Raw genomic sequence first — 22,698 nt, forward strand, 5'->3', positions numbered from 1 at the left:
CCCGCCCCCACCAGCGCCAGCGCGATGCCCTCCCCCGCGACCCGCACCGTGTTGAAGATGCCCGACGCCATGCCCGCCCGCTCGCGTGGCACCACGCTCACGGCCAGGCCGTCCATCAGCCCCCAGGGCAGGCCGATACCCGCGCCGATCAGCAGCAGCGGGCCCACGAGGCCGTGCAGCGACGTGCCCGGCGCGCAGCGGGCGAGCCACACGAGCCCCACCGCGCACACCAGCAGCCCCACGGCCGAGATCACGCCCGCCGAGAAGCGGTGCGCGAGCCATGCCGCCAGCGTCGGCACCACGAGGATCGGCCCCGACAGCGCGAACATGAAACCGCCCGCCTCCAGCGCGCTGCGCCCTTCGAGCCCGATGAAGCGGATCGGCAGCAGCACCAGCAGCACGACAAAGCCATAGGCCGGCGCCGCGGCCAGCAGCTGCACGCCGACGAAGCGCGGAAAGCGGAACAGCGACAGGTCGAGCATCGGGTGCGCCACGCGCCGTTCGATGGCGATGAAGGCCGCGCCCATGGCCAGCGCGCCGGCCAGCGCCGCAAGCACCCAAGGGCTGCCCCAGCCGCTGTCGGGCGCCTGCAGCACGCCCAGCGTGAGCAGGCTCAGCGCGGCCGTGAAGCTCAGCGGGCCCGGCACGTCCAGCCCCATCGCCTGCGGGTTGCGCGACTCGCGCATGCGCGGCGCGGCCAGGCCCAGCGCGACGAGGCTCACGGCGCCGGGGCTCAGCATCACGGCATGCCAGCCGACGGTGTCGGCGAGCCAGCCCGAGAGGATCGATCCGCACGACAGCCCCACGCCGAACGAGGTGCCGATGAGGCTGAACGCCCGCAACCGCGCGGGCCCGTCGAACAGCTGCGCCAGCGCGGCCGTGCCGGCTGCGAAAGCGGCTGCCGAGCCCAGCCCCTGCACGGCGCGCGCGAGATCGAAGGCGACGATGCCCGGCGCCAGCGTCAGCAGCGCGCTGCTCAGCGCCACCACCGCCAGGCCCAGCAAAAAGACGCGCTTGCGCCCGTACGCATCGGCCAGCGCGCCGGCCGCCATCAGCGTGGCGCCGAAGCTCAGCATGAAGGCGTTGGTGACCCAGTTGAGCTGCACCGGCGTGCCGCCCAGCGCGTCGCGGATCGCGGGCAGCACCACGGCCGGACCGGTGAAGCTCAGCGGCATGCCGAGCGCGGCCAGGCAGACGGCGGCGAGCAGCCAGGCCTTGTTGGAATCGGAGGAGGACATCGGGAGGGCTTTCACGCGGGAGAAGGAAAAGGGGAATGCGTGAAGCGAAGATAAAAAGGATTCAATGAAACGAAAATGGGCCCTCAGCTCCTCACACTGCCAACCCCAGGTTGCCAATCAAGCCCATGGACAGCTTCAGCGGACTCGAATCCTTCGTGCGGGCGGCCGACCTGCAGAGCTTTGCGCGGGCGGGCCGCGACCTGGGCATTTCGGCCTCGGCCGTGGGTAAGAACGTCGCGCGGCTCGAGGCGCAGATGGGCGTGCGGCTGTTCCACCGCACCACGCGGCAGGTGCGGCTCACGGCCGAGGGCGCGATGTTCCATGAGCGCTGCCGCCGCATCCTCGACGAGCTCGGCGATGCGCGCGCCATGCTGCAGGACGCCGTCGCCACCCCGCGCGGCCGCCTGCGCGTGAGCCTGCCGACCATCGGCTACCGCTTTCTGCTGCCGATCCTGCCGGCGTTCAAGGCGCGCTTTCCCGAGATCGAACTCGACCTCGACTTCAACGACCGGCTGGTCGACGTGGTGGCCGAGGGTGTCGACGTGGCGATCCGCAGCGGCGAACTGGTCGATTCACAGCTCGTGGCGCGCCGCCTCGGCCCGTTCAGCTTCGTGCTCGCGGCCTCGCCGGCCTACCTGGCGCAGCACGGCGTGCCGCAGGTGCCGGCCGACCTCGCCCGTCACAGCTGCCTGCGCTACAAGTTCGTGACCGGCGGAAAGATCGAGGACTGGGACCTGCCCGGCCTGCCGCCCCAGCTGCCGCCGGGCCTGGTCTGCAACAACATGGAAGCCATGCTGGGCGCCGCCGTCGCGGGCCTGGGCATTGCGTACATGCCCGACTTCCTGGCGCGCGACGCGCTGCGCCGTGGTGAACTGCAGCGCGTGCTCGCCGCGCACCTCGTGCGGCAGGGGCAGTTCTCGGCGCTGTGGCCGTCGAGCCGGCAGTTGTCGCCGAAGGTGCGGGCGTTTGTCGACTTTGCGGGTGAACACATGTTCAGGGACGATGGCTCGGAAACATCGAAAGACTGAATTCAGACCATAATCGGTCCGATCGACAACCGCAGGTGAACCCCATGAACTTCTCCACGCAGGTCAAACCCATCAGCTATCTCAAGAGCCATGCCGCGGACATCGTGAAGACCCTCTCGGACACCCGCGAGCCTCTGGTCATCACACAGAACGGCGAAGCCAAGCTCGTGGTGATGGATGTCCGCTCCTTCGAAGAGCAGGAGGCGACCCTCGCGCTGCTGAAAGTGCTGGCCCTCGGCAACCGCGAAATCGAACAGGGCCAGTTCCGGTCCGCGGACGATGTGTTCGCCGACCTGGACCAAGAAGACGCCCCATGAAGGTGGTGTTCCTGCGGTCCGCCGAAGCCGACCTGAAGGACCTGAGGCGCTACCTGCTCAAGAACTTCGGCACGGACACCTGGGCGGCGAGCTACGCAAAGATCAGGCAATCCGTCGCGATGATCGCAGCCCATCCCCAGGCAGGCCGGATTCCCGAGGAACTGGAAGACCTGAACGCGGCCCAGTACCGGCAGGTCATCTCGGGCATGAACCGCATCATCTACGAGGTGCGGCTGGACACCGCCTACATCCACGTCGTCTGCGACACGCGCAGGGACCTGAAGGGCCTGCTCATGCGGCGCCTCGTTGGCGCCGTGTGAGCCCGATGCAATACGCGGCCTGAGACGTCCGGCGTACGCCTACGCCGCCGCTTCCACCAGCTGACGCTCCGCCTGTTCGCCGACAGTCACGGCGGGTGCCTCGACAGGCGCCACGGGCTTCGCCTGGCTCAGCGCCAGCGCCACCTGCAACGGATACAGCGTGCGCACATCGCCCTCGGCCTTGTTGCTCACCGTCGTGCCGGCGGCCTCGCTCATGCGGGCCGTGCGCACCGCGTCGAGCCGGTGGGTCGGTACCATGAACGGCGAGTGCGTCGTGTAGAGGATCTGGTTGGCGAAGTCGTGCTCCAGATGCGCCAGCAGATCGGCCTGCGAATGCGCGTGCAGGTGCAGGCCGGGCTCGTCCAGCAGCAGGATCGCATCAGCCGCGCCCCTCGTGTCCGCGAAGAACGCAACGTAGAACGAGAAGAACCACTGGAAGCCGCGGCTGCGTTCGTCGAGGTTCACTTCCACCTCGTAGGCGGCGTTGGGGTCGGACACCAGCGTCTCCAGGTGCTGCCCGTCGAGGTTGAAGCGGACCTTGAGTTCGCGGTCTTTCCACACGCGGCGGATTTCCGACGTGACGACCGAGCCGGCCCGGTTCACCAACTGATTGCGCGTCGCCAGGTCGTTCTTCGCCAGCAGGTCCTGCAGTTGCTGCGGGTCGAGCCCCGCCACCTGGCACAGCTTTTCGAAATTGCGCTCGCCCGCCGTGCGCTCGCCCCAGCCCTTGCGCGTGAGGTATTCGGCGATGTTCTGGCGGCCGGGCAGCGAGGCGTAGTCCTCGACGTAGATGAAGCGCGGCAGTTTCTCCAGCACCCAGGCGCGGGCGCGGGCCAGCGCGGGCTGGTCGTTGTCGATCGTGCGCGCCAGCTCCTCGAGCTCGGTCAGCATCTGCGCCTGCTTGTCGGCGATCTCGGCGCCGGCCGTGGCCAATGCCTGGCGCAGCGCCTGCAGCGCCAGCAGTGCGCCGGCCGACCACTTGACGAAGTCGGGGCTCGGGATCATGGCGGCGTCGAAGGCGTCGGCCTCCTGTTCGAGCGCTGGCTTCAACTCGTCGGCAACCTTCTCGGCCGCGGCCTTCACGGCGGGCACGATCTTGCGCACCTTGGCCTTGATGTCGCTCACGTCGATCGACAGCGGGCCCAGGCCCTCGAAGCCGGTCGTGCGCGTGGCGCCGTAGCCGCGGCCGGCCGTGACCTGGCGCACGCCGGCTGCGCGCGGCAAGATGGCGGCGAGCGCCAGCTGTTCGGAGGCGTCGAGGTCCCAGCGCGTGTGGACCACCGGGGTGTCGTCGGTGCATTCGTCCAGGCGGCGGTGCCGGGGGAAGTCCTTGATGGGGCTGAGTGCCGTGAGCCCGTCGGTCGGGTTCAGGCTGTGCAACGCGCGCAGCAGGTTCGACTTGCCGCTGTCATTTCGGCCGAGGATCGCTGTGATCTGGGAGGAATCGATGGAGCCGCTGTCGTGGATCGAGCGATAGTTGGTGATCTGGAATGACGCCAAGCGCATGCAGGAATTTCTCTTCTGAATTGAATACGGGGCCGGGGAATGTATTGCATCCCCGGCCCCGTCCTGCCGATCGCGAAAGAAAAAAACTGTACGGGACTGCGCGGCCCTACTCGGCCGCGCGGCGCAGCGTGTCGACCACCGGCCGGCGCAGCACATCGCGCAGGCCCCACCACCCCGCCGCCAGCGCGAGCACCGCACCGGCCAGCGCGCCCGCAACCGGCACGAGCGGCGACGCGGTCCAGGTGAACTCGAACACGTAGCGCGCCAGCCCCCAGCCGATCACCGAGGCCACGATGCTCGCCAGGAAGCCCGCGAGCAGGCCGACGCCCACCAGTTCGGCGCGCTGCACCTGCCGCAGCAAGCTGGCGCGTGCGCCCACGGCGCGCATCACGGCGAACTCGCGCGCACGTTCCTCGCGCGTGGCGGTGACGGCCGCGAACAGCACCACCAGCCCGGCCGCCAGCGTGAAGCCGAACAGGAACTCGACCGCGCGCACCACCTGGTCGAGCACGCGCTGCACCTGGTTGATGGTGGCGCTCATGTCGACGTTGGTCACGTTGGGAAAGCTGCGCACCAGCGCGTTGTCGAAGCCGCGCGTCTCGGGCGCGCGGAAGGCACCCATGTAGGTCACGGGCACGTCGGCCAGCGAGGCCACGGTGTACATCACGAAGAAGTTGGCGTGCAGCGAGCCCCAGTCGACCTTGCGCAGCGAGGTGATGCGCGCGTCGTTCTGCATGCCGCCGATGTCGAAGCGCAAGGTGTCGCCCAGCTTCAGGCCCAGCGTCTCGGCCAGGCCTTCTTCCACGCTCACCTCGTTCTTCGCCTCGGGCGTCCAGGCGCCGGCGGTGACGCTGTTGTGCGCGGGCGCGGCGGTGCTGTTGCTCAGGTTGAACTCGCGGTCCACCAGGCGCTTGGCGCGGTCCTCGGTGTAGTCGTCGGGTGTCACGGGCTTGTCGTTGATCGCCACCAGCCGGCCGCGGATCATCGGGTACCAGTCGAACTTGGCGACGCCCGCGTCGCGCAGCGTCTTCTGGAACGCCTCGCTCTGCTCGGGCATCACGTTGATGACGAAGCGGTTGGGCGCATCGGGCGGCGTGGCCTTGCGCCAGCTCGCCACGAGGTCGGTGCGCAGCAGCACCAGCAGCACCAGCGCCAGCAGGCCCACGGCCAGCGCGCTCACCTGCACCACGGCATAGGCCGGGCGCGCCGAGATCTGCCGCGTGGCCAGCACCAGCCAGCGCGGCGCGGTGGTCTCGCTGACGCTGCGGCGCAGCACCTTCACGGCGAGCCAGCTCAGCAGCGCGAACACGGCCACGGCACCGGCAAAGCCGCCGACCGCAATGAGGCCCAGCTTGAGGTCACTGCTGGCCGCCATCAGCAGCGCCGCGAAGCCCGCCACGCCGATGCCGAGCACGGCGAGCGATGCGGGCTTGAGCCCGCCCACGTCGCGACGGATCACACGCAGCGGCGGCACGCGCGCCAGTTGCAGCACCGGCGGCAGGCCGAAGGCGAACAGCAGCGTGAGCCCCATGCCCAGGCCGAAGGCCACGGGCCACAGCGTGGCGGCGGGCAAGGCGGTCTCGACCAGCCCGGCCAGCAGCAGCACGAACACGTAGTGCACGGCGAAGCCGATGGCCACGCCGATCGCGCTGGCCACGGTGCCGATCACGGCGAACTCGAAGGCGTAGGCCGCGGCGATGGTGCGCTGGCTCTGGCCCAGCACGCGCAGCATGGCGCAGTCGTCCAGGTGGCTGGCCGCGAAGCCGCGCGCCGCCAGTGCCACGGCCACGGCCGACAGCAGCGCCGCAAGCAGCGCGACCAGGCTCAGGAATTTCTCGGCGCGGTCCAGCGTCTGGCGCATCTCGGGCCGGCCGCCTTCGAAGGAGTCGAGCCGCACGCCGCGCAGCTCGCCCTTCTTGATGGTGGCGTCGGCCCATTCGGTGAAACGCTTCACGGCGGCGTCGTCGCCCGCCACGGCATAGCGGTAGCCCACGCGGCTGGCCGGCTGCACGAGGCCGGTGCGCGCCACGTCGGCCTGGTTGAGCATCACGCGCGGCGAAAAGCTCATGAAGCCCGCGCCCCGGTCGGGCTCCAGCGTGATCACGCGCCCCACGCGCAGGCCGGTGTCGCCCAGCAGCAGCGTGTCGCCGACCTTCAGGCCCAGAGAGTCGAGCAACGAGGCATCGACCCAGACCTCGCCCGCCGCCGGCACGTCGCGCGTCACCGCGCCCGCGCCCTCGGCCGTGGTCGCCGTCTGCAGGTTGCCGCGCAGCGGGTAGCCCGGCGTCACGGCCTTCAGGGCCACGAGCTTGCTGGCGCCGCCCTGGGCATCCTCGGCCCGCGCCATGGTGGGAAAGCCGAAGGTGCCGGTGCCGGCGAGGCCCAGCGACTTCGCCTGTGCGATGAAAGTCTCGGGCGTCGGGTTGTCGCTCACGACCACCGCGTCACCGCCCAGCAGTTGGCGCGCGTCGCGCTGCAGCCCGCCCTGCAATCGGTCGGCGAAGAAGCCGACCGCCGTGAGCGCGGCCACGGCCAGCACCACGGCCACGATCAAGAGGCGCAGCTCGCCGGCGCGCAGGTCGCGCCAGAGCGTGCGCCAGCCAAGGCGAAGGGAAGCGTTCATGCCGCGAACGATAGCCGACGCCTACCGGCACCGGCGGACTCAAGGGTTATTGGAAAGGGCCGCGGGGTGTTGCCTGCTGCGCGGACCTGTCGCACGATGCGAAAAAACGAAGGAGCGCGTGTCGATGACGACCCCACCCGCCCGGCGGCGCCCCGGCTCAGGGCAACACGACGAGGCCCGGCGCGCCAGCTTCCACGCGGCCGATGACCGCCGCCTGCCCGAAGCCTTCGTTGCGGAAGATCTCCAGCACCGCCTCGACCGCCTCGGGCGCGCAGCTCACGAGCAGGCCGCCCGAGGTCTGCGGATCGGTCATGAGCGCCTGCGCGGTGGCCGGCAGGCCCTCGTGCAACTGCACATCGGCGCCGTAGCCCGCCCAGTTGCGGCCCGATGCGCCGGTAACCAGCCCACCGCCGGCCATGGCGATCACGTTGTCGAGCAGCGGCACACGCGACCATTCGACCACCGCCGCGAGCCCCGCGCCGCGCGCGAGTTCGAGCGCGTGGCCGGCCAGGCCGAAACCGGTGACGTCGGTCAGCGCATGCACGCCGTCGAGCGCCGACAGCGCGATGCCGGGCGTGTTGAGCTTGGTCGTGTTCTCGATCAGCTGGCGGTAGCCGGCCTCGGACAGCTGCTGCTTCTTGAGCGCCGCCGACAGCACGCCCACGCCCAGCGGCTTGCCCAGCACCAGCACGTCGCCCGCCTGCGCGTCGGCATTGCGCCGCACGCGCTTCGGGTGCACCAGCCCCATCGCGACCAGCCCGTAGATCGGCTCGACCGAATCGATGGTGTGGCCGCCCGCAATGGGAATGCCGGCCGCGCGGCACACGTCCTGCCCGCCGCGCACGATCTCGGCGATGACTTCCACCGGCAGCTGGTTGATCGGCATGGCGACCAGCGCCAGCGCCATGATCGGGCGCCCGCCCATCGCGTAGACGTCGCTGATCGCGTTGGTCGCGGCGATGCGGCCGAACTCGTAGGGGTCGTCCACGATGGGCATGAAGAAATCGGTGGTGGCGATCAGCGCCTGCTCGTCGTTGAGCCGGTAGACTGCCGCGTCGTCGGCGGTCTCGATGCCGACCATGAGCTCGGGCGGAATCAGCCCGCCCGCATGGTTCTTGAGGATCTGCGACAGCACGCCCGGCGCGATCTTGCAGCCGCAGCCGCCCCCATGCGAGAAGCTGGTGAGCCGCAGCGGCGCCAACGGATTCAGGAGCTTGGAAGGTGCGGCTTCGATCATGGCAGCGGGTCGGTCGAATGGAACAAGCCGCGATTATCGAAGCCCGCACCGCCGTCTGCCCGAGTGCCCCGACACACCCTTTTCTTTTTCCACTGAACGCGTCATCACACCATGCAAACGAAACAAACCGTGTCCCGGCTCGCGCTCGCGCTGGCCCTGTCCCTCACCGCCGTGGGTGCCTTCGCCCAGGGCGTGCTGCGCGTGTCGGCCATTCCCGACGAGGCGCCCACCGAGCTGCAGCGCAAGTTCACGCCGCTGGGCGACTACCTGAAGAAGGAAACCGGCATGGACGTGCAGTTCACGCCCGTGACCGACTACGCCGCCGTGGTCGAGGGCCTGGCGACGAACAAGATCGACCTGGCGTGGCTGGGCGGCTTCACCTTCGTGCAGGCGCGCATCCGCACCAACGGCGGCGCGGTGCCGATCGTGCAGCGCGCGGAAGACGAGGTGTTCACCAGCAAGTTCATCGTGCCGATCGACAGCCCCGCCAAGACCCTGGCCGACCTGAAGGGCAAGACCTTCGCCTTCGGCGCGCCCTCGTCCACCTCGGGCAGCCTGATGCCGCGCTACTTCCTGCTGCAGGCCGGCATCAACCCCGAGAAGGACTTCAAGACCGTCGCGTTCTCGGGCGCGCACGACGCCACCGTGGCCTTCGTGGCCGCCTCGCGCGCCGAAGCGGGCGTGCTCAACGCCTCGGTGTGGGACAAGCTGGTCGAGGCCAAGAACCCCAACGCCGCCAAGGTGCGCGTGCTGGCCACCACGCCGACCTACTACGACTACAACTGGACCGTGCGCCCGGGCCTGGACGCCGCCGTGACGAAGAAGCTGACCGACGCCTTCCTGAAGCTGGACCCGGCCAACCCGGCGCACAAGGAGATCATGGCGCTGCAGCGCGCGAGCAAGTTCATCCCCACCAAGTCGTCGAACTACGACGGCATCGAGACGGCGGGCAAGTCGGCCGGCCTCATCAAGTGAGCGGAATGCGCGGATGAGTTTTTCGCTCGACAGCGCGGGCGTGGTGCACCCCAACGGCCAGCGCGCGCTGGCCGGCGTGACGCTGGCCGCGCGCGACGGCGAGCGCATCGCCGTTATCGGGCCCTCGGGCGCGGGCAAGACCACGCTGCTGCGCGTGCTCGGCGCGGCGCTGCGACCCGGTGAAGGCGAGGTGCAGGCACTGGGCCAGCACCCGTGGCGGCTGCCGGCCCGTGCGCTCAAGCAGCTGCGCGCGCGCATCGGCACCGTGCACCAGGCCCCGCCGATCGCGCCGCGCCTGCGCGTGGTCACGGCCGTGCTCGCGGGCCGGCTCGGCCAGTGGTCGACGGCACGCGCGCTGGGTTCGCTTTTCTATCCATTCGACATCGCGGGCGCGCACGCGGCGCTGGCCCGGCTCGCGCTCGAAGACCGGCTGTTCGACCGCTGCGACCGCCTCTCGGGCGGCCAGCTGCAGCGCGTGGGCATTGCGCGCGTGCTGTACCAGCGCCCCGCGCTGCTGCTGGCGGACGAGCCGGTGTCGGCGCTCGACCCCACGCTGGCGCACGCGGCCGTGGGCCAGCTGGTGGCGCAGAGCGAATCGACCGGCGCCACGCTGGTCGCGTCGCTGCACGCGGTCGATCTGGCACTGCGCTGGTTTCCGCGCATCGTGGGCATGCGCGACGGGCAGGTCGCCTTCGACCTGCCGGCCGCGCAGGTGACGCCGGCGCTGCTCGAGGCGCTCTATGCGAGCGAAGGCGGCGTGGCGACGCAGGGCCCGCTGCCGGTCGCACCGGTGGCCGGCACCGCCGAGCCGACCTTCCATCGGCCGGACTGCCCGTGACGGCGACACTCGCCCGCCCCGCCCTGCGCGATCCGCATGCGGGCCGCCGCCTGGCCGGTTGGCTCGCGGCGCTGGCCGTCGCCTGGCCGGTGCTCGCGCTCTCCGAATTCAAGCCCTGGGCGCTGTTCGGCAGCGGCAACCTCGCCGTCATCGGCGGCTTTCTTGCGGGCTTCTTTCCGCCCGACAGCTCGCCGGCCTTTCTCGCGCTGCTCGCCAAGGCCACGCTCGAGACCCTGGCCATGGCCACGGCCGGCACGGCCATGGCGCTGCTGATCGGCGCGCCGCTGGGCTTCGTGACCACGCGCGCGCTCTCCATCTCGCGCATCGGGCCCGGCCCCGGCCGCGTGCAGGCCGGCATCGTCCGGCAGGCGGCGCGCTGGCTGCTGATGGTGCTGCGCGCCATTCCCGAGATCGTGTGGGCGCTGCTGTTCGTGCGCGCGCTCGGGCTCGGCCCCGCGGCCGGCGTGCTGGCGCTGGCCATCACCTATGGCGGCATGCTGGGCAAGGTCTACGCCGAGATCCTCGAATCGACCGACACGCGCCCCGCGCGCACCCTGCTCGAAAGCGGCAGCGGCCGGCTCGCGGCGCTGTGCTACGGCCTGCTGCCGCACACGGCACAGGAGCTGGCCTCGTACACCATGTACCGCTGGGAATGCGCGGTGCGCGCCTCGGTGGTGATGGGCTTCGTGGGCGCGGGCGGCCTCGGGCAGCTGATGGACCAGTCGATGAAGATGCTCAACGGCGGCGAGGCCAGCAGCATCCTGCTGGTGTTTCTCGCGCTCGTGCTGCTGGCCGACATGCTGAGCAACGCGCTGCGAAAGCTCCTGGCATGACGACGCTGCTGCCACGCCCTCCCCTGTGCCTGCGCTGCTGGCTCGCCGTCGCATTGATCGCCGCGGCGGTGGTCGCGAGCTTCGTCTACCTGGGCATCGACTATGGCGCGCTGGGCTCGGCCGAATCGCTCAAGCTCATGGGCAAGTTCATCGCCGAGTTCTTCCCGCCCGACGTGTCGCCCGAGTTCCTGGCCAAGGTCGGCCACGGCGCGCTGCAGACGCTGGCCGTGTCGGCGCTGGGCACCGTGCTGGCCGCCGTGGCGGGCGCCGTGCTCGCGCTGCCGGCCTCGGGCCGCATCGGCGGGCCGCTGCGCCATGGCGCGCGCTTCGTGCTCAACTTCCTGCGCAGCGTGCCCGAGCTGGTGTGGGCCGCGCTGATGGTGCTGGCCGCCGGCATCGGGCCGTTCGCGGGCGCGCTGGCGCTGTCGCTGCACACGACCGGCGTGCTCGGGCGCCTCTTCGCCGAAGCGCTGGAGAACGCACCGCGCGAGCCCGAGCAGGCGCTGGCGCTCTCGGGCGCCGGCCCGGTCGCCGCCTTCAGCTACGCCAGCCTGCCGATCGTGCTGCCGCAGTGGGTGGCCTACACGCTCTACCGCTGGGAAATGAACATCCGCATGGCGGCCGTGCTGGGCTTCGTGGGCGGCGGCGGGCTGGGGCAGCTGCTGTACTTCCACCTGTCGATCTTCCAGCAGCAGCAGGCGATGACGGTGCTGATCGCGATGTTCGTGCTGGTCACCTTTGTCGACTTGGCGAGTGCTCGCTTGCGAAAAGGCCTAGGTCCCGCCTACGCCTGAGTGGCCGACAATGGCGGCATGAGGTCCCTTCAGCCATGAGTCATCGCCAGCCCGTCTGGGTGGCCGACCGCCACGCCTTCGATTCGATCATCGACGCCCGCTCGCCCGCCGAGTTCGCGCTCGACCACATCCCCGGCGCCATCAACTGCCCCGTGCTCAACGACGAGGAGCGCCACATCGTCGGCACGGTCTACGTGCAGACCGGCGCCTTCGAGGCGCGCCGCATCGGCGGTGCCATGGTGGCGGCCAACATCGCGACGCACCTGCGCGACACGCTGGCCGACCGGCCCGAGAAGTGGAAGCCGCTGGTCTACTGCTGGCGCGGCGGCATGCGCAGCGGCTCGATGGTCACCTGGCTGCGGCTCGTGGGCTGGGACGCGCAGCAGCTCGCGGGCGGCTACAAGAGCTTTCGCCGGCACGTGATCTCGCAGCTCGACGCGCTGACGCCGCAGCTTGACCTGCGCGTGGTCTGCGGCGCCACCGGCAGCGCCAAGACGCGCGTGCTGCACGCGCTGGCCGAACGCGGCGCACAGGTGCTCGACCTGGAAGCCTTCGCCAACCACAAGGGCTCGCTGCTCGGCGCGCTGCCGGGCGTGCCGCAGCCCTCGCAAAAGCAGTTCGAGACGCGCATCGCGACCGTGCTCGAAGCCATCGACCTCTCGCGCCCGCTGTATGTCGAGGGCGAGAGCGTGCGCATCGGGCGGCTGTCGCTGCCGCTGTCGCTGGTGGCGCAGATGCGCGCCGCGCCGTGCATCGAGGTGGAGGCCACACCCGAGGCGCGGCTGGCCTACCTGCTGCGCGACTACGCCTACCTGGGCGACGACCGCGCGGCGCTCGCAGAGAAGATGGGCGTGCTCAAGGAACTGCAGGGCAAGGAAACGGTGACGCGCTGGCAGCAGTGGGCCCACGAGGCCGACCTGCCGCACCTGTTCGCCGAGCTAATGTCGTTGCACTACGACCCGCACTACCAGAAGTCGCAAGAGACGCACTTTCGTGCGTGGACGAAGCGCCAGCGCGTGGGGGCGTCCGACCTCTCGGATCAGGGCATCGAGGCCGTGGCCGACGCGGTGCTGGCGCTCGGCGCACCGAGCCCGTTGGCATAAAGCACGCCGCGCGGCGCGCGGCACAGCCCCCAGAAACGCAGGCCGCTGAGTTCCGCCATGCGCACGCCCATCGCGGTCGGCGCCGAGATGGTCGCCATCGCCGCGATGCCCAGGCGCGCGCACTTGCGCACCAGCTCGTGGCTGCCGCGGCTGGACATCAAAACGAAGCCGGGCTCCTGCAGCCGATTCGCACGCGCCAGCGCGCCGAGCAGCTTGTCGAGCGCGTTGTGACGGCCGACGTCTTCCATCAGGTCCGTGAGTTCGCCGTCGACCGTGGCCCATGCCGCGGCATGGATCGCGCCGGCTTCGGCATTGAGCACCTGGCGCGGCGGCATGGCGGCGAAGGCGCGCAGCACGGTGGCCAGGTCGATGCGTTCGATCCAGTCGCGCGGCGACACGCGCTGCGGCGACAGGTCGAGCCCCGCGAAGCTTTCAACGCCACACACACCGCAGCCGGTGCGGCCCGCGAGGCTGCGGCGGCGGTCCTTCAGGCGTTCGAAGCTGCGCGTGGACACTTCGAGCTGCACCTCGATGCCCGGCATGCCTTCGGGCAGGCCCGCATCGAGGGCCTCGACCGTTCGCACGTCGATGCCGCGGCAATCGGCGGCGCTGTCGAGGATGCCTTCGCTCAGCGCAAAGCCCAGCGCGAAGGCTTCCAGGTCTTGCGGCGTGGCCATCATCACCGCGTGCGAGACGCCGTTGAACACCAGCGCCACCGGCACCTCGGCGGCCAGCGTGTCGTCGCGCACCACGCCTTCGGGCGCGAGGCCGCGCTCGCCGAAGACGTGCACGGCATGCCGCGCGAGCGGTGGCAGCGAGTCGGATTCGGGGGTGTTTTCCATGGCCGCGGCCATTGTCCGCTCAGCCGGGTTTTTCGTCAGCCGGCAGGCGCTCGAGCATCGCGCGCCCGGCGTCGGTGAGGTGCGCGACCCAGCGATCGTCCAGCTGCACCACGCGCACCCAGCCCGGTCCGCGCACGCCGCCCAATGCGGCATCGCCCATCAGCGTGAGCTGGCGCATGACCACGCTCGCGCCCTGCCCCAGCCGCTTGCCCAGGCGCGGCAGCGACATGCCGCCCTCGCCCGGAGCTTCAGCGAGTGCGCGCAGGATCGCGATGGAAAAGGCGTCGGCGTCGAACCCCGAATCGCTCATGCCGCCACGGCGTCGGCCTCCACCGCGACCGGCGCCACATGCAGCGACAGCACCACGGGGATCGACTTGGAGGTCGGCGTGCCCGCGTTCTCGGCCACCGACGACAGCGGCACCAGCGGGTTCGTCTCGGGGTAGTAGGCCGCGAGGTTGCCGCGCGGGATGTCGTAGGCCACCAGCTTGAAGCGGTCGGCACGCCGTTCCTGCCCGTCGCTCCACACGGTCTGGATGTCGACCCAGTCGCCGTCCTTCATGCCGAGCTGGCGGATGTCGTCTTTGTGGATGAACACCACGCGGCGCTGGCCGAACACGCCGCGGTAGCGGTCGTCCATGCCGTAGATCGTGGTGTTGTACTGGTCGTGCGAGCGCGTGGTGAGCAGCGTGAACACCAGCGTGTCGCGCTGCGACGCAAAGCGCGCGCGGGCCCGGTGGGCGTGCGTGTCCAGCGGCACGGCGTGCGTGAAGAACACGGCCTTCTTCGACGCGGTGGCCCACACGCGCTCGCTCGCCGTGTTGCGCAGGCGGAAGCCGCCGGGGTGCGCCACGCGTGCGTTGAAGTCCTTGAAGTCGTCGAACACGGCTTCGATCTTGTCGCGGATGCGGGCGTAGTCTTCCACCAGCCAAAGCCACGGCGTCTTGCTGCACGCGCCGATGGTGGCTGCAGCAAGGCGCGCCACGATGGCCGGTTCGGACAACAGGTGCTCCGACGCGGGCGGGTTGATGCCCATCGAGATGTGGACCATGCTCATCGAGTCTTCGACCGTCACGCCCTGCGGACCGTTGGCCTGCATGTCGATCTCGGTGCGGCCCAGGCACGGCAGGATGAGCGCCTCGCGCCCGTGGATGATGTGGCTGCGGTTGAGCTTGGTCGTCACGTGCACCGTGAGGTCGCACTGCTGCAGCGCCTTCCAGGTCTGGTAGGTGTCGGGCGTGGCGGCCGCGAAGTTGCCGCCCAGCGCGAAGAACACCTTGCCCTTGCCGTCGAGCATGAGCTGGATCGCCTCGACCGTGTCCACGCCGTTCTGGCGCGGCGGCTCGAAGCCGAACACCTGCTGCAGCCGGTCGAGCAGCGCGGCCGGCGGCTTCTCCCAGATGCCCATGGTGCGGTCGCCCTGCACGTTGCTGTGGCCGCGCACCGGGCAGGCGCCCGCGCCCTCGCGGCCCATGTGGCCGCACAGCATGAGCCAGTTGCCGATCATCTGGATCGTGGCCACCGAATGCTGGTGCTGTGTGATGCCCATGCCCCAGCAGGCGATGACGCGCTTCGCGCCCAGGTACACGTCGGCCGCCGCGCGCATCTGCGCTTCGCTCAGGCCCGACTCCTGCGCCAGCAGCGGCCACGATTCGGCGCGCAGGTCGCTGGCCAGCGCCTCGAAACCCAGGGTGTGCTCGGCGATGAACGCGTGGTCGAGCACCGAAGGCTCGCCCCGCGCCACCGCCTCGTCTTCGCGCTCGATGACGTGCTTCATCATCCCCTTCACCGCCGCGAAGTCACCGCCCACGCGCAGCTGGAAGTAGTGCGTGCTGATCGGCGTGGAGCCCAGCGTGGCCATCTCCAGCTTGTCCTGCGGGTCGGCAAAGCGCTCCAGGCCGCGCTCGCGCAGCGGGTTGAAGCTCACGATGCGCGCGCCGCGCTTGGACGCCGCGCGCAGCTCGCCGAGCATGCGCGGGTGGTTGGTGCCCGGGTTCTGGCCGAAGATGAAGATCGCGTCGGCCTTCTCGAAGTCTTCCAGCGTGACCGTGCCCTTGCCCACGCCCAGCTGCGGTCGCATGCCGCTGCCGCTGGGCTCGTGGCACATGTTCGAGCAGTCGGGAAAATTGTTGGTGCCGTACTCGCGCACGAACAGCTGGTACAGAAAAGCCGCCTCGTTGCTCGCGCGGCCCGAGGTGTAGAAGATGGCCTGGTTCGGGTCGGGCAGCGCGTTCAGGTGGCGCGCAATCAATGCGAAAGCCTCGTCCCAGTCGATGGGCACGTACCTGTCGCTGGCCGCGTCGTAGGCCATGGGGTGCGTGAGGCGGCCCTGGTCTTCGAGCCAGAAGTCGCTCTGCTGGGCCAGCTCGGCCACGGTGTGTTTGGCAAACAGTTCCGGGCCCGCGCGGCGCGCGGTGGCCTCGGCGGCCACGGCCTTCACGCCGTTCTCGCAGAACTCGAAGGTCGAGGCATGGTTGCGGTCGGGCCAGGCGCAGCCGGGGCAGTCGAAGCCGTCGGGCTGGTTGGCCGAGAGCAGCGTCTTCGCGCCCTTGACCGGAATGTCCTGTCGCAACAGCGCATTCGTCACGCTGCGCAACGCGCCCCAGCCACCGGCGGGGCCCTTGTAAAACTCGATCTTCTGCTCGCTCATGGCGGCAGTGTTGGCCTGAGGGGGCGTGGCGTCAAATTGAATCGCGACATGCGACGATTCAAAATGGAAATGACGAAGGAAGAAAACGGCGCTCAGGCCTCGCGCGCGCCACCCATCAACAAACCCCGCAGCTTGCTGCGCAGCGGCGTCTCCTCCACCTCCTGCACCCCGGCAATCTCCCGCAGCGCAAAGTCACGGCTGTCGGCGTTGTGCAGGTCGATCTCGCGCACCACCTGCCCGTCCTTGTAGACAAAGGCCACGTCGGCCAGGGCGAGCACGTCCTCGATGTCGTGCGTGATCATCAGCACCGGAATGCCCCATTGCTTGCGCACCTGCGCGAGTTCGTTGCGCAGCTCGGCGCGCAGCATGGGGTTGAGCGCGGCAAAGGGTTCGTCGAGCAGCAGCACCTGCGGCTCGCAGGCCAGCGCGCGCGCCAGGGCCACGCGCTGCTGCTGGCCGCCCGAGAGTTTCTGCGGCCGGCTGTCGGCCAGCGCGGCGAGGCCGAAGCTGGCTAGCAGCGCCTGCACGCGCTCGGCGTCGCGGGCCGGCAGCGTGCGGCGGTGCCACGCGGTGAGCCCGAAGGCCACGTTCTCGCGCACCGTGAGGTGCGGGAACAGCGCGTAGTTCTGGAACAGATAGCCGATGCGGCGCGCCGGCGCGGGCACGTCGATGCGCTGCGCCGCGTCGTACAGCGTGCGGCCGTCCAGCCGCACATGGCCCGCCGACGGATGCAGCAGGCCGGCGATGGCCTGCAAGGTGAGCGACTTGCCGGCCCCCGAAGGGCCGTAGAGGGCGGCGAAAGGAACGTCGGTCTGGAAGCGCACGGCGAGGTCGAAGCGCCGGGCCCCGTCCTTCACCGTGAGCTGCAGATCGACATCGATCATGGCTTGCCGAAACCGTAGCGCGCGAGCACTTCCTGGGCCGCAGGCGTCGACAGGAAGGCGATGAAGTCGCCGGCCAGCGCCTTCTGCTTGCTCTCGGCCACCACGGCGATGGGGTAGGTCACGGGCGTGTGGCCGGTGGGCGTGAAGGCGACCTTGACCTTGTCGCCGGCCACGGCCGCGTCGGTGCGGTAGACGAAACCGGCCTCGACCTCGCCACGGCTCACGTAGTCGAGCACCTGGCGCACGCTGTCGGCCTGCACGAACTTGGGTTCGAGCGCGGTCCAGAGCTTGGCGTTGTCCAGCACCTGCTTGGTGTAGCGGCCGACCGGCACGGTGGCGGTCTTGCCGACGGCGATCTTCTTCACGTTCGCACCGCTCAGGTCCTGCAGCGACTTCAGGCCGACGGCGCCCTGCGCGGGCTCGACCAGCACGAGGCTGTTGGTGACGAAGTCCTTGCGGGTGGCGGTGTCGATGAGCTTCTGGTCGTTGCCGCGGTTCATGGTTTCCTGGTCGGCGCTGGCGAACACGTCGACCGGCGCGCCTTGCCCGATCTGCTGCAGCAGCACGCCCGAGGCCGCGAAGTTGAAGCGCACGGTGCTGCCCGCCTTGGCGGCTTCGAACTTGGGACCGATTTCCTTGAACGCGTCGGTCAGGCTCGCGGCGGCGGACACGGTGATCTGCTGCGCGGCGGCCGCAAACGGCAGGGCCAGGGCAAGCACGACGGACAAAAGACGCAACGGACGCATGGGCACAGTCTCCTGGAAAAAGGGGGAATCAACGAAGCGAAAAGAAGCGGTTCGACACGACCAGCACGGCAATCGACAGCACCGACGTGACGACCACCAGCAGCAGCGCCAGGTCGTCGTGGCCGGCCTGCACGGCGTCGTAGATGGCCATCGACAGGGTCTGGGTCTGCTTGGGAATGGAGCCGGCCACCATCAGCGAAGCGCCGAACTCGCCCATGGCGCGCGCGAACGCGAGCAGCGTGCCGGCCAGGATGCCGGGCCAGGCCAGCGGCAGCGTGACGCGCAAGAACACCGAGAACGGCGACTGGCGCAAGGTGCTCGCGGCGGCCTCGAGCGAGCGGTCGACGTTCGAGAACGCCGCGCTGGCCGACTTGAGCACCAGCGGCAGCGCCACCACGGCCGACGCCACCACGGCGCCGTGCCAGCTGAAGATGATGGTGTAGTCGAAGTGCTCACGCAGCCAGGCGCCGAGCGGGCTGCGGCGCCCCGCCGCCACCAGGATGGCGTAGCCGATCACCGTGGGCGGCAGCACCAGCGGCAGCATGAACACGGCCTCGAGCACGCCCGAGCCGGTGAACTGCTTGCGTGCGAACACCCAGCCCAGCGCGACGCCCGCGACCAGCGCCAGCAAGGTCGCGACCGCCGCGACCTGCAGCGACAGGACCAGCGGCGACCAGTCGGTGGTGGCGATGAGCGAAGAGGTGGTCGTCGTGTTCATTGAGATACGGCGCAATTGTTACATGAGCGGCCTTCTGGTTCCCACGGGGATGCACGGATGCGCCGGTCTTCATATACTGGCGGATACAGCGTTGGAGACTTTGTCCATCCGCCCCATGCGCCTTTCCCCTCATGACACCGTTGTCCGCTCGACCTCCGGCAGGCCCGAGCTTCGCCATGTGACGCAGGTGCACGAATGGCGCATCGAGCGCACGCTGGACGCCGGCGGCTTCGTGCTGTCGATCATCGCGCCGGGCGGCGAAAGCCAGTCGTTCCTGGTGGCGCCGGGCGACGCGCAGGACATCGGCGAGGTGCTGCGCCGCAGCGCCGCATGGACCGACCGGCGCGAGCAATGACCACCATGTGGCGCCACATGACGGGTGCGGAACGCATCCTCGAAGTCCTGCTGACGCGGCGCTCGGTGTCGCCGCGGCGGCTGCAATCGCCCGGCCCGAACCCCGACGAACTCGACGCCATCCTTCAGGCCGGCCTGCGCGCGCCCGACCACGGCGGGCTGCATCCGTGGCGCGTGATCGAGTTCCGCCCGCAGAACCGCGAGGCGCTGGCCTGGTGCTTCGAACAGGAAAAGCTGCGCCGCGATCCGCTCGCCAGCCCGACCGACCTGCGGCGCGCCCGCGAGCACGCCACGCGTCCGCCGTTGCTGCTGGGCTTCGTGGTGTCGCCGCGCGAGCGCAGCAAGATCCCCGCGCGCGAACAGTGGCTGGGCGCCGGCGCGGCGCTGGGCAACCTGCTGGCCGCCGCGCACCAGCTGGGCTACGGCGCCATCGTGCTGAGCGGCGAGCGCTGCTTCGACGAGACGCTGGTGCGCCAGGTCGGCGTGCAGCCGGGCGAGTACCTGGCGGGTTTCATCAGCATGGGCACGATCCGCGAGGCGCCGCCGCAGGCGCGCGAGACGCTGTCGCAGGACGTGTGGTCGTGCTGGCAGGGCGACCTGCTGCCGGGCGCGGCCGGCGAGGCGTCAGCCGACGGCGATCAGTCCATCCGGCCGTCGGAGCGCGTGCGCGGCAGCTGATCGAGCCGCGCGCCGAACCAGCCCACGCGTTCGGTCTCGCGCACGTCGAAGCGCGGCACGTAGGGCTTGATGTCGAGCACGGGCGTGCCGTCGACCATGTCGTTGCCGCTGAAGTGCAGCGTCGCGCCGTCCACCGCCGTGAGCCGCACGATCGACAGGCCCAGCCGGTTGGGCCGCGCGGGCGCGCGCGTGGCGAACACGCCGTGCGTGGCGTCGTCCAGGAAGGGCACCACCTCGAGCCGTTCGTGCGCGCAGCGGTGCAGGTGCGTCACGAGGATCAGGTAGTCGAAGCCTTCGATGTCGCGCAGCCCCGGCGCGAATTCGGCGAACACCTCCAGGCGCCCCGTTTCGTCGGGCGCGCCGGCCGTCTGGATGGGCATGCCCGAGGTCTCGGTGAAGCGGCTGCGCACGATGCCGACCGGGCGGCAGACGACAGGGTCGATGTCGGCGGCGTTCATGGGGCCAGCAGGCGCGTGAGCGCGCGAACGTCGGCCGCCGTCGCCAGGCGCGCGGCGTTCTCGATCGCGCGGTAGCGCTTCACGATGTCCTCGCCCACGGGCGTGAGCGCCGTGCCGCCGCCGCGCGAGCCGCCGGCGGCGGTGTTCACGGCCGGCGAGGCCAGCGTCTGGTTCATCTCGTCGATCAGCATCCACGCGCGGCGGTACGACATGCCGAGCAGGCGGGCCGCCGCCGAGATCGAACCGGTCTCGGCCACGGCTTCGAGCACGGCGATCTTGCCGGGGCCGATGGCGATGGTGTCGTCCCGGTAGATGCGCAGGCGGAACTGGGCTTTGGATTTCATGATGGCGCGAAGGGTAAACCATCCGGGTGCCGTCAGCACCCGTCGGCCGGGGCTACGCGGCGTCGAGCGCGCCGCTGTGCTGGCGCGCCTGCGCCTGCCATTCGGGCGTCTGCAAAAAGGCCAGCGCCGCATCGAGCGCCCGCGCGGGCCGCACGCCCTCCTGCGTCATGAAGCCGATGGGCGTGCGCACCTCGGGCGCCACCAGCGGCAGCGCCTCCAGTTCGCGGTGGCTGCGCACGGCCGCCACCATGGCGCCGGGCAGCACGCTGCTGACGGTGCCCGCGCTCACGGCCAGCGCGAGCGTGAGCACCGAGTTGGTCTCGATGGCGGGCGCCACCGCGGCCACGCCGGCCTCGCGCAGGGCCTGGTCGATGATGGCGCGGTTGTGCATGTCGGGCGTGAGCAGGCACAGCGGCAGCTTGCCGGCCTCGGCCCAGGGGATGGGGCGGCCGATGCGCAACCGGTCGGCCGAGGGCTTCTTCGCGCGCCGCAGCAGGAAGTAATGCTCGATGCTCTGCGGCCAGGCCTTGAGCTTGACGCCCGGCAGGTGCATGCGCTCGGTGTAGCCCAGCGCGAGGTCGACCGAGAGGTTTTCCAGGCCTGTTTCCAGCTCCTGCGAACTCATGGACAGCACGGCCGGCACGATGCCCGGATGGCGCTGCTGCAGCATCGCGGCAAAGCGCGACAGCATCGGGATCGCGGTGGGCACGGCGGCCATGCGCAGGCGCCCGCGCGGGTCGCCGGCCTCGCTGCGCAGCTCCTGCAGCAGCACCTCGTTGTCACGCAGCATGCGCTGCGCCGTGGCCAGCACGCGCTCGCCTTCGTGCGTGAGGCCCACGTACACGCGGGAGCGCTTGACGATGACGACGCCGAACTCGCCTTCCAGCGCGCGCAGCGCGTTGGACAGCGCCGGCTGCGTGATGTGGCAGGCCTGGGCGGCGCGGCCGAAATGCTTGTGCTCGCTGAGTGCGACGAGGTAGCGCATCGAGGCGAGCAGGTTCATTGCGTGCGTCCTTTTTCTTCTTGGGGACTCTCGTCCGGGGCGCCTGCGCAGGCCCTCGCCCCGCCTCTGCCTCAGGTGTTCTTGCTGATCGAGATCGTCGGGAACTTCGCGGAAAAGTCCTTCGCCTTCTCCGCGATCCCCACCGCCACGCTGCGCGCCACGGCCTTGTAGAGCCCGGCCACCTCGCCGTCGGGGTCGGACACCACCGTGGGCGCCCCGCTGTCCGCCTGCAGCCGGATGTTGATGTCCAGCGGCAGCGCGCCCAGGTAGGCCATCTGGTACTCGGCCGCCATCTTCTTGCCGCCGTCGGCGCCGAAGATGTGCTCGGCATGGCCGCAGTTGGAGCAGATGTGCACCGCCATGTTTTCCACGATGCCCAGGATCGGCACGCCGACCTTCTCGAACATCTGGATGCCCTTGCGCGCGTCGAGCAGCGCGATATCTTGCGGCGTGGTGACGATCACCGCGCCCGTCATCGGCACGCGCTGGCTCAGCGTGAGCTGGATGTCGCCGGTGCCCGGCGGCATGTCGACGATCAGGTAGTCGAGGTCTTTCCAGTTGGTCTGGCGCAGCAGCTGCTCGAGCGCCTGCGTGGCCATGGGGCCGCGCCAGATCATGGCCTGGTCGGCGTCGACCAGGAAGCCGATCGACATCACCTGCACGCCGTGGCGCTCCTTGGGCTCCATGTTCTTGCCGTCGATGCTCTCGGGGCGCCCGTCCAGGCCCATCATCATGGGCTGGCTCGGGCCGTAGATGTCGGCGTCGAGCAGGCCCACGCTGGCGCCCTCGGCGGCCAGCGCCAGCGCCAGGTTGGCGGCCGTGGTGCTCTTGCCCACGCCGCCCTTGCCCGAGGCCACGGCCACGATGTTGCGCACGTTGGGCATCAGCTGCACGCCGCGCTGCACCGCATGGCTGATGACCTTGGTGACGATGTTGACCGACACGTTCTCCACGCCCGGCACGGCCTTGGCCGCGGCCACCAGCGACTTGCGGATGGCCGCGTGCTGGCTCTTGGCGGGGTAGCCCAGTTCGAGGTCGAACGAGACATCGCCCTCGGCGATCTGCAGGTTTTTGAGCGAGCGGGTCGCTGCGAATTCTTTGCCGGTGTTAGGGTCCGTGACGCTCTTGAGTGCGTCCATGAGCCCGTCGGGGGTGAGTGCCATTGATCAAACTCCTGAATGGCGGGTAGTCTATTCCGCCCGCCAAGCCC

24 protein-coding genes are annotated in these 22,698 nt (G+C 70.1%); 10 read left to right on the forward strand and 14 right to left on the reverse strand.

Going from position 1 to position 22,698, the window contains the following annotated elements; translation table 11 throughout:
- On the reverse strand, positions 1-1,238 hold a 1,238-nt coding region (locus AC3WQR_RS03630), incomplete at its 3' end, for an MFS transporter (protein WP_492741176.1).
- A gap of 125 nt (positions 1,239-1,363) precedes the next feature.
- Here AC3WQR_RS03630 and AC3WQR_RS03635 point away from each other — a divergent pair.
- From AC3WQR_RS03635 to AC3WQR_RS03645, 3 genes are read left to right on the forward strand one after another with little or no spacing between them, the layout of a single operon-like run.
- On the forward strand, positions 1,364-2,266 hold the full coding sequence (locus AC3WQR_RS03635; RefSeq protein ID WP_307637140.1) for a LysR family transcriptional regulator: 903 nt from the start codon (positions 1,364-1,366) through the stop codon (positions 2,264-2,266).
- Positions 2,267-2,310: 44 nt separating this feature from the next.
- On the forward strand, positions 2,311-2,583 hold the full coding sequence (locus AC3WQR_RS03640; protein WP_070061494.1) for a type II toxin-antitoxin system Phd/YefM family antitoxin: 273 nt from the start codon (positions 2,311-2,313) through the stop codon (positions 2,581-2,583).
- On the forward strand, positions 2,580-2,903 hold the full coding sequence (locus tag AC3WQR_RS03645) for a type II toxin-antitoxin system RelE/ParE family toxin (RefSeq protein ID WP_159274913.1): 324 nt from the start codon (positions 2,580-2,582) through the stop codon (positions 2,901-2,903). Before AC3WQR_RS03640 ends, AC3WQR_RS03645 begins: the two co-directional genes overlap by 4 nt.
- 39 nt (positions 2,904-2,942) lie before the next feature.
- Here the strand turns inward: AC3WQR_RS03645 and AC3WQR_RS03650 are convergent, their stop codons facing one another.
- From AC3WQR_RS03650 to selD, 3 genes are all read right to left on the reverse strand, one after another.
- Positions 2,943-4,409, reverse strand: a complete 1,467-nt coding sequence (locus AC3WQR_RS03650) for an AAA family ATPase (RefSeq protein ID WP_492741177.1) — start codon at positions 4,407-4,409, stop codon at positions 2,943-2,945.
- Between the two features lie 106 nt (positions 4,410-4,515).
- Positions 4,516-7,032 (reverse strand): ABC transporter permease, encoded by a 2,517-nt coding sequence (locus AC3WQR_RS03655; protein ID WP_492741178.1) that lies wholly within the window; start codon positions 7,030-7,032, stop codon positions 4,516-4,518.
- A gap of 157 nt (positions 7,033-7,189) precedes the next feature.
- Complete coding sequence (gene selD, locus AC3WQR_RS03660; RefSeq protein ID WP_062469051.1) at positions 7,190-8,269, reverse strand: selenide, water dikinase SelD; 1,080 nt, start codon at positions 8,267-8,269, stop codon at positions 7,190-7,192.
- 111 nt (positions 8,270-8,380) lie between these two features.
- On the opposite strand from selD, the gene AC3WQR_RS03665 reads away from it, so the two are divergent.
- From AC3WQR_RS03665 to mnmH, 5 genes are read left to right on the forward strand one after another with little or no spacing between them, the layout of a single operon-like run.
- Positions 8,381-9,244: a putative selenate ABC transporter substrate-binding protein gene (locus AC3WQR_RS03665; RefSeq protein ID WP_062469048.1), complete on the forward strand. Its 864-nt coding sequence runs from the start codon at positions 8,381-8,383 to the stop codon at positions 9,242-9,244.
- A gap of 13 nt (positions 9,245-9,257) precedes the next feature.
- On the forward strand, positions 9,258-10,082 hold the full coding sequence (locus AC3WQR_RS03670; protein WP_492741179.1) for a phosphonate ABC transporter ATP-binding protein: 825 nt from the start codon (positions 9,258-9,260) through the stop codon (positions 10,080-10,082).
- Positions 10,079-10,915, forward strand: a complete 837-nt coding sequence (locus AC3WQR_RS03675) for a PhnE/PtxC family ABC transporter permease (protein WP_492741180.1) — start codon at positions 10,079-10,081, stop codon at positions 10,913-10,915. The genes AC3WQR_RS03670 and AC3WQR_RS03675 overlap by 4 nt, the downstream gene beginning before the upstream one ends.
- Positions 10,912-11,709 (forward strand): phosphonate ABC transporter, permease protein PhnE, encoded by a 798-nt coding sequence (gene phnE / locus AC3WQR_RS03680; protein WP_492741181.1) that lies wholly within the window; start codon positions 10,912-10,914, stop codon positions 11,707-11,709. The genes AC3WQR_RS03675 and phnE overlap by 4 nt, the downstream gene beginning before the upstream one ends.
- A gap of 35 nt (positions 11,710-11,744) precedes the next feature.
- Positions 11,745-12,812 (forward strand): tRNA 2-selenouridine(34) synthase MnmH, encoded by a 1,068-nt coding sequence (gene mnmH / locus AC3WQR_RS03685; RefSeq protein WP_492741182.1) that lies wholly within the window; start codon positions 11,745-11,747, stop codon positions 12,810-12,812.
- Here the strand turns inward: mnmH and fdhD are convergent.
- The 6 genes from fdhD to modB form a co-directional block, all read right to left on the reverse strand.
- Positions 12,749-13,654, reverse strand: a complete 906-nt coding sequence (fdhD, locus tag AC3WQR_RS03690; RefSeq protein WP_492741183.1) for a formate dehydrogenase accessory sulfurtransferase FdhD — start codon at positions 13,652-13,654, stop codon at positions 12,749-12,751. The two genes, mnmH and fdhD, sit on opposite strands and share 64 nt — an antisense overlap.
- A gap of 19 nt (positions 13,655-13,673) precedes the next feature.
- Positions 13,674-13,964 (reverse strand): helix-turn-helix domain-containing protein, encoded by a 291-nt coding sequence (locus AC3WQR_RS03695; RefSeq protein WP_307586209.1) that lies wholly within the window; start codon positions 13,962-13,964, stop codon positions 13,674-13,676.
- The gene (locus AC3WQR_RS03700) at positions 13,961-16,303 is read right to left on the reverse strand and encodes an FdhF/YdeP family oxidoreductase (protein WP_492741184.1); all 2,343 of its coding nucleotides are present in this window, start codon (positions 16,301-16,303) and stop codon (positions 13,961-13,963) included. Before AC3WQR_RS03700 ends, AC3WQR_RS03695 begins: the two co-directional genes overlap by 4 nt.
- Before the next feature lie 92 nt (positions 16,304-16,395).
- Positions 16,396-17,187 (reverse strand): ABC transporter ATP-binding protein, encoded by a 792-nt coding sequence (locus AC3WQR_RS03705; RefSeq protein ID WP_095949325.1) that lies wholly within the window; start codon positions 17,185-17,187, stop codon positions 16,396-16,398.
- Positions 17,184-17,933, reverse strand: a complete 750-nt coding sequence (modA, locus tag AC3WQR_RS03710; protein WP_492741185.1) for a molybdate ABC transporter substrate-binding protein — start codon at positions 17,931-17,933, stop codon at positions 17,184-17,186. Before modA ends, AC3WQR_RS03705 begins: the two co-directional genes overlap by 4 nt.
- Before the next feature lie 28 nt (positions 17,934-17,961).
- A complete protein-coding gene (modB, locus tag AC3WQR_RS03715; protein ID WP_070061481.1) occupies positions 17,962-18,651 on the reverse strand; it encodes a molybdate ABC transporter permease subunit in 690 nt (229 codons plus the stop codon).
- A 115-nt stretch (positions 18,652-18,766) separates the two neighbouring features.
- Here modB and AC3WQR_RS03720 point away from each other — a divergent pair, with 115 nt between their 5' ends.
- Both AC3WQR_RS03720 and AC3WQR_RS03725 read left to right on the forward strand, forming a co-directional pair.
- Positions 18,767-19,006, forward strand: coding sequence for a hypothetical protein (locus AC3WQR_RS03720; protein WP_070061480.1), 240 nt, complete (start codon positions 18,767-18,769; stop codon positions 19,004-19,006).
- Entirely contained in the window at positions 19,003-19,683 is a 681-nt protein-coding gene (locus tag AC3WQR_RS03725; protein ID WP_492741186.1) for a nitroreductase family protein, read from the forward strand. Before AC3WQR_RS03720 ends, AC3WQR_RS03725 begins: the two co-directional genes overlap by 4 nt.
- On the opposite strand, the gene tsaA is transcribed toward AC3WQR_RS03725, so the two are convergent.
- The 4 genes from tsaA to apbC all read right to left on the reverse strand — a co-directional run bounded on the left by tsaA (position 19,644) and on the right by apbC (position 22,651).
- Positions 19,644-20,141 carry a tRNA (N6-threonylcarbamoyladenosine(37)-N6)-methyltransferase TrmO gene (gene tsaA, locus AC3WQR_RS03730; protein ID WP_492741187.1) on the reverse strand — a complete coding sequence of 166 codons (498 nt, stop codon included), beginning with the start codon at positions 20,139-20,141 and terminating at the stop codon, positions 19,644-19,646. The two genes, AC3WQR_RS03725 and tsaA, sit on opposite strands and share 40 nt — an antisense overlap.
- Positions 20,138-20,485, reverse strand: coding sequence for a winged helix-turn-helix domain-containing protein (locus AC3WQR_RS03735; RefSeq protein WP_062478989.1), 348 nt, complete (start codon positions 20,483-20,485; stop codon positions 20,138-20,140). Before AC3WQR_RS03735 ends, tsaA begins: the two co-directional genes overlap by 4 nt.
- Before the next feature lie 52 nt (positions 20,486-20,537).
- The gene (locus AC3WQR_RS03740) at positions 20,538-21,488 is read right to left on the reverse strand and encodes a LysR family transcriptional regulator (RefSeq protein WP_489059686.1); all 951 of its coding nucleotides are present in this window, start codon (positions 21,486-21,488) and stop codon (positions 20,538-20,540) included.
- Positions 21,489-21,559: 71 nt separating this feature from the next.
- Positions 21,560-22,651, reverse strand: a complete 1,092-nt coding sequence (gene apbC / locus AC3WQR_RS03745) for an iron-sulfur cluster carrier protein ApbC (RefSeq protein ID WP_062478984.1) — start codon at positions 22,649-22,651, stop codon at positions 21,560-21,562.
- Between the last annotated feature and the right edge of the window lie 47 nt (positions 22,652-22,698).

Source organism: Variovorax sp. FW305-3-2-15-B-LB1 (assembly GCF_058787635.1).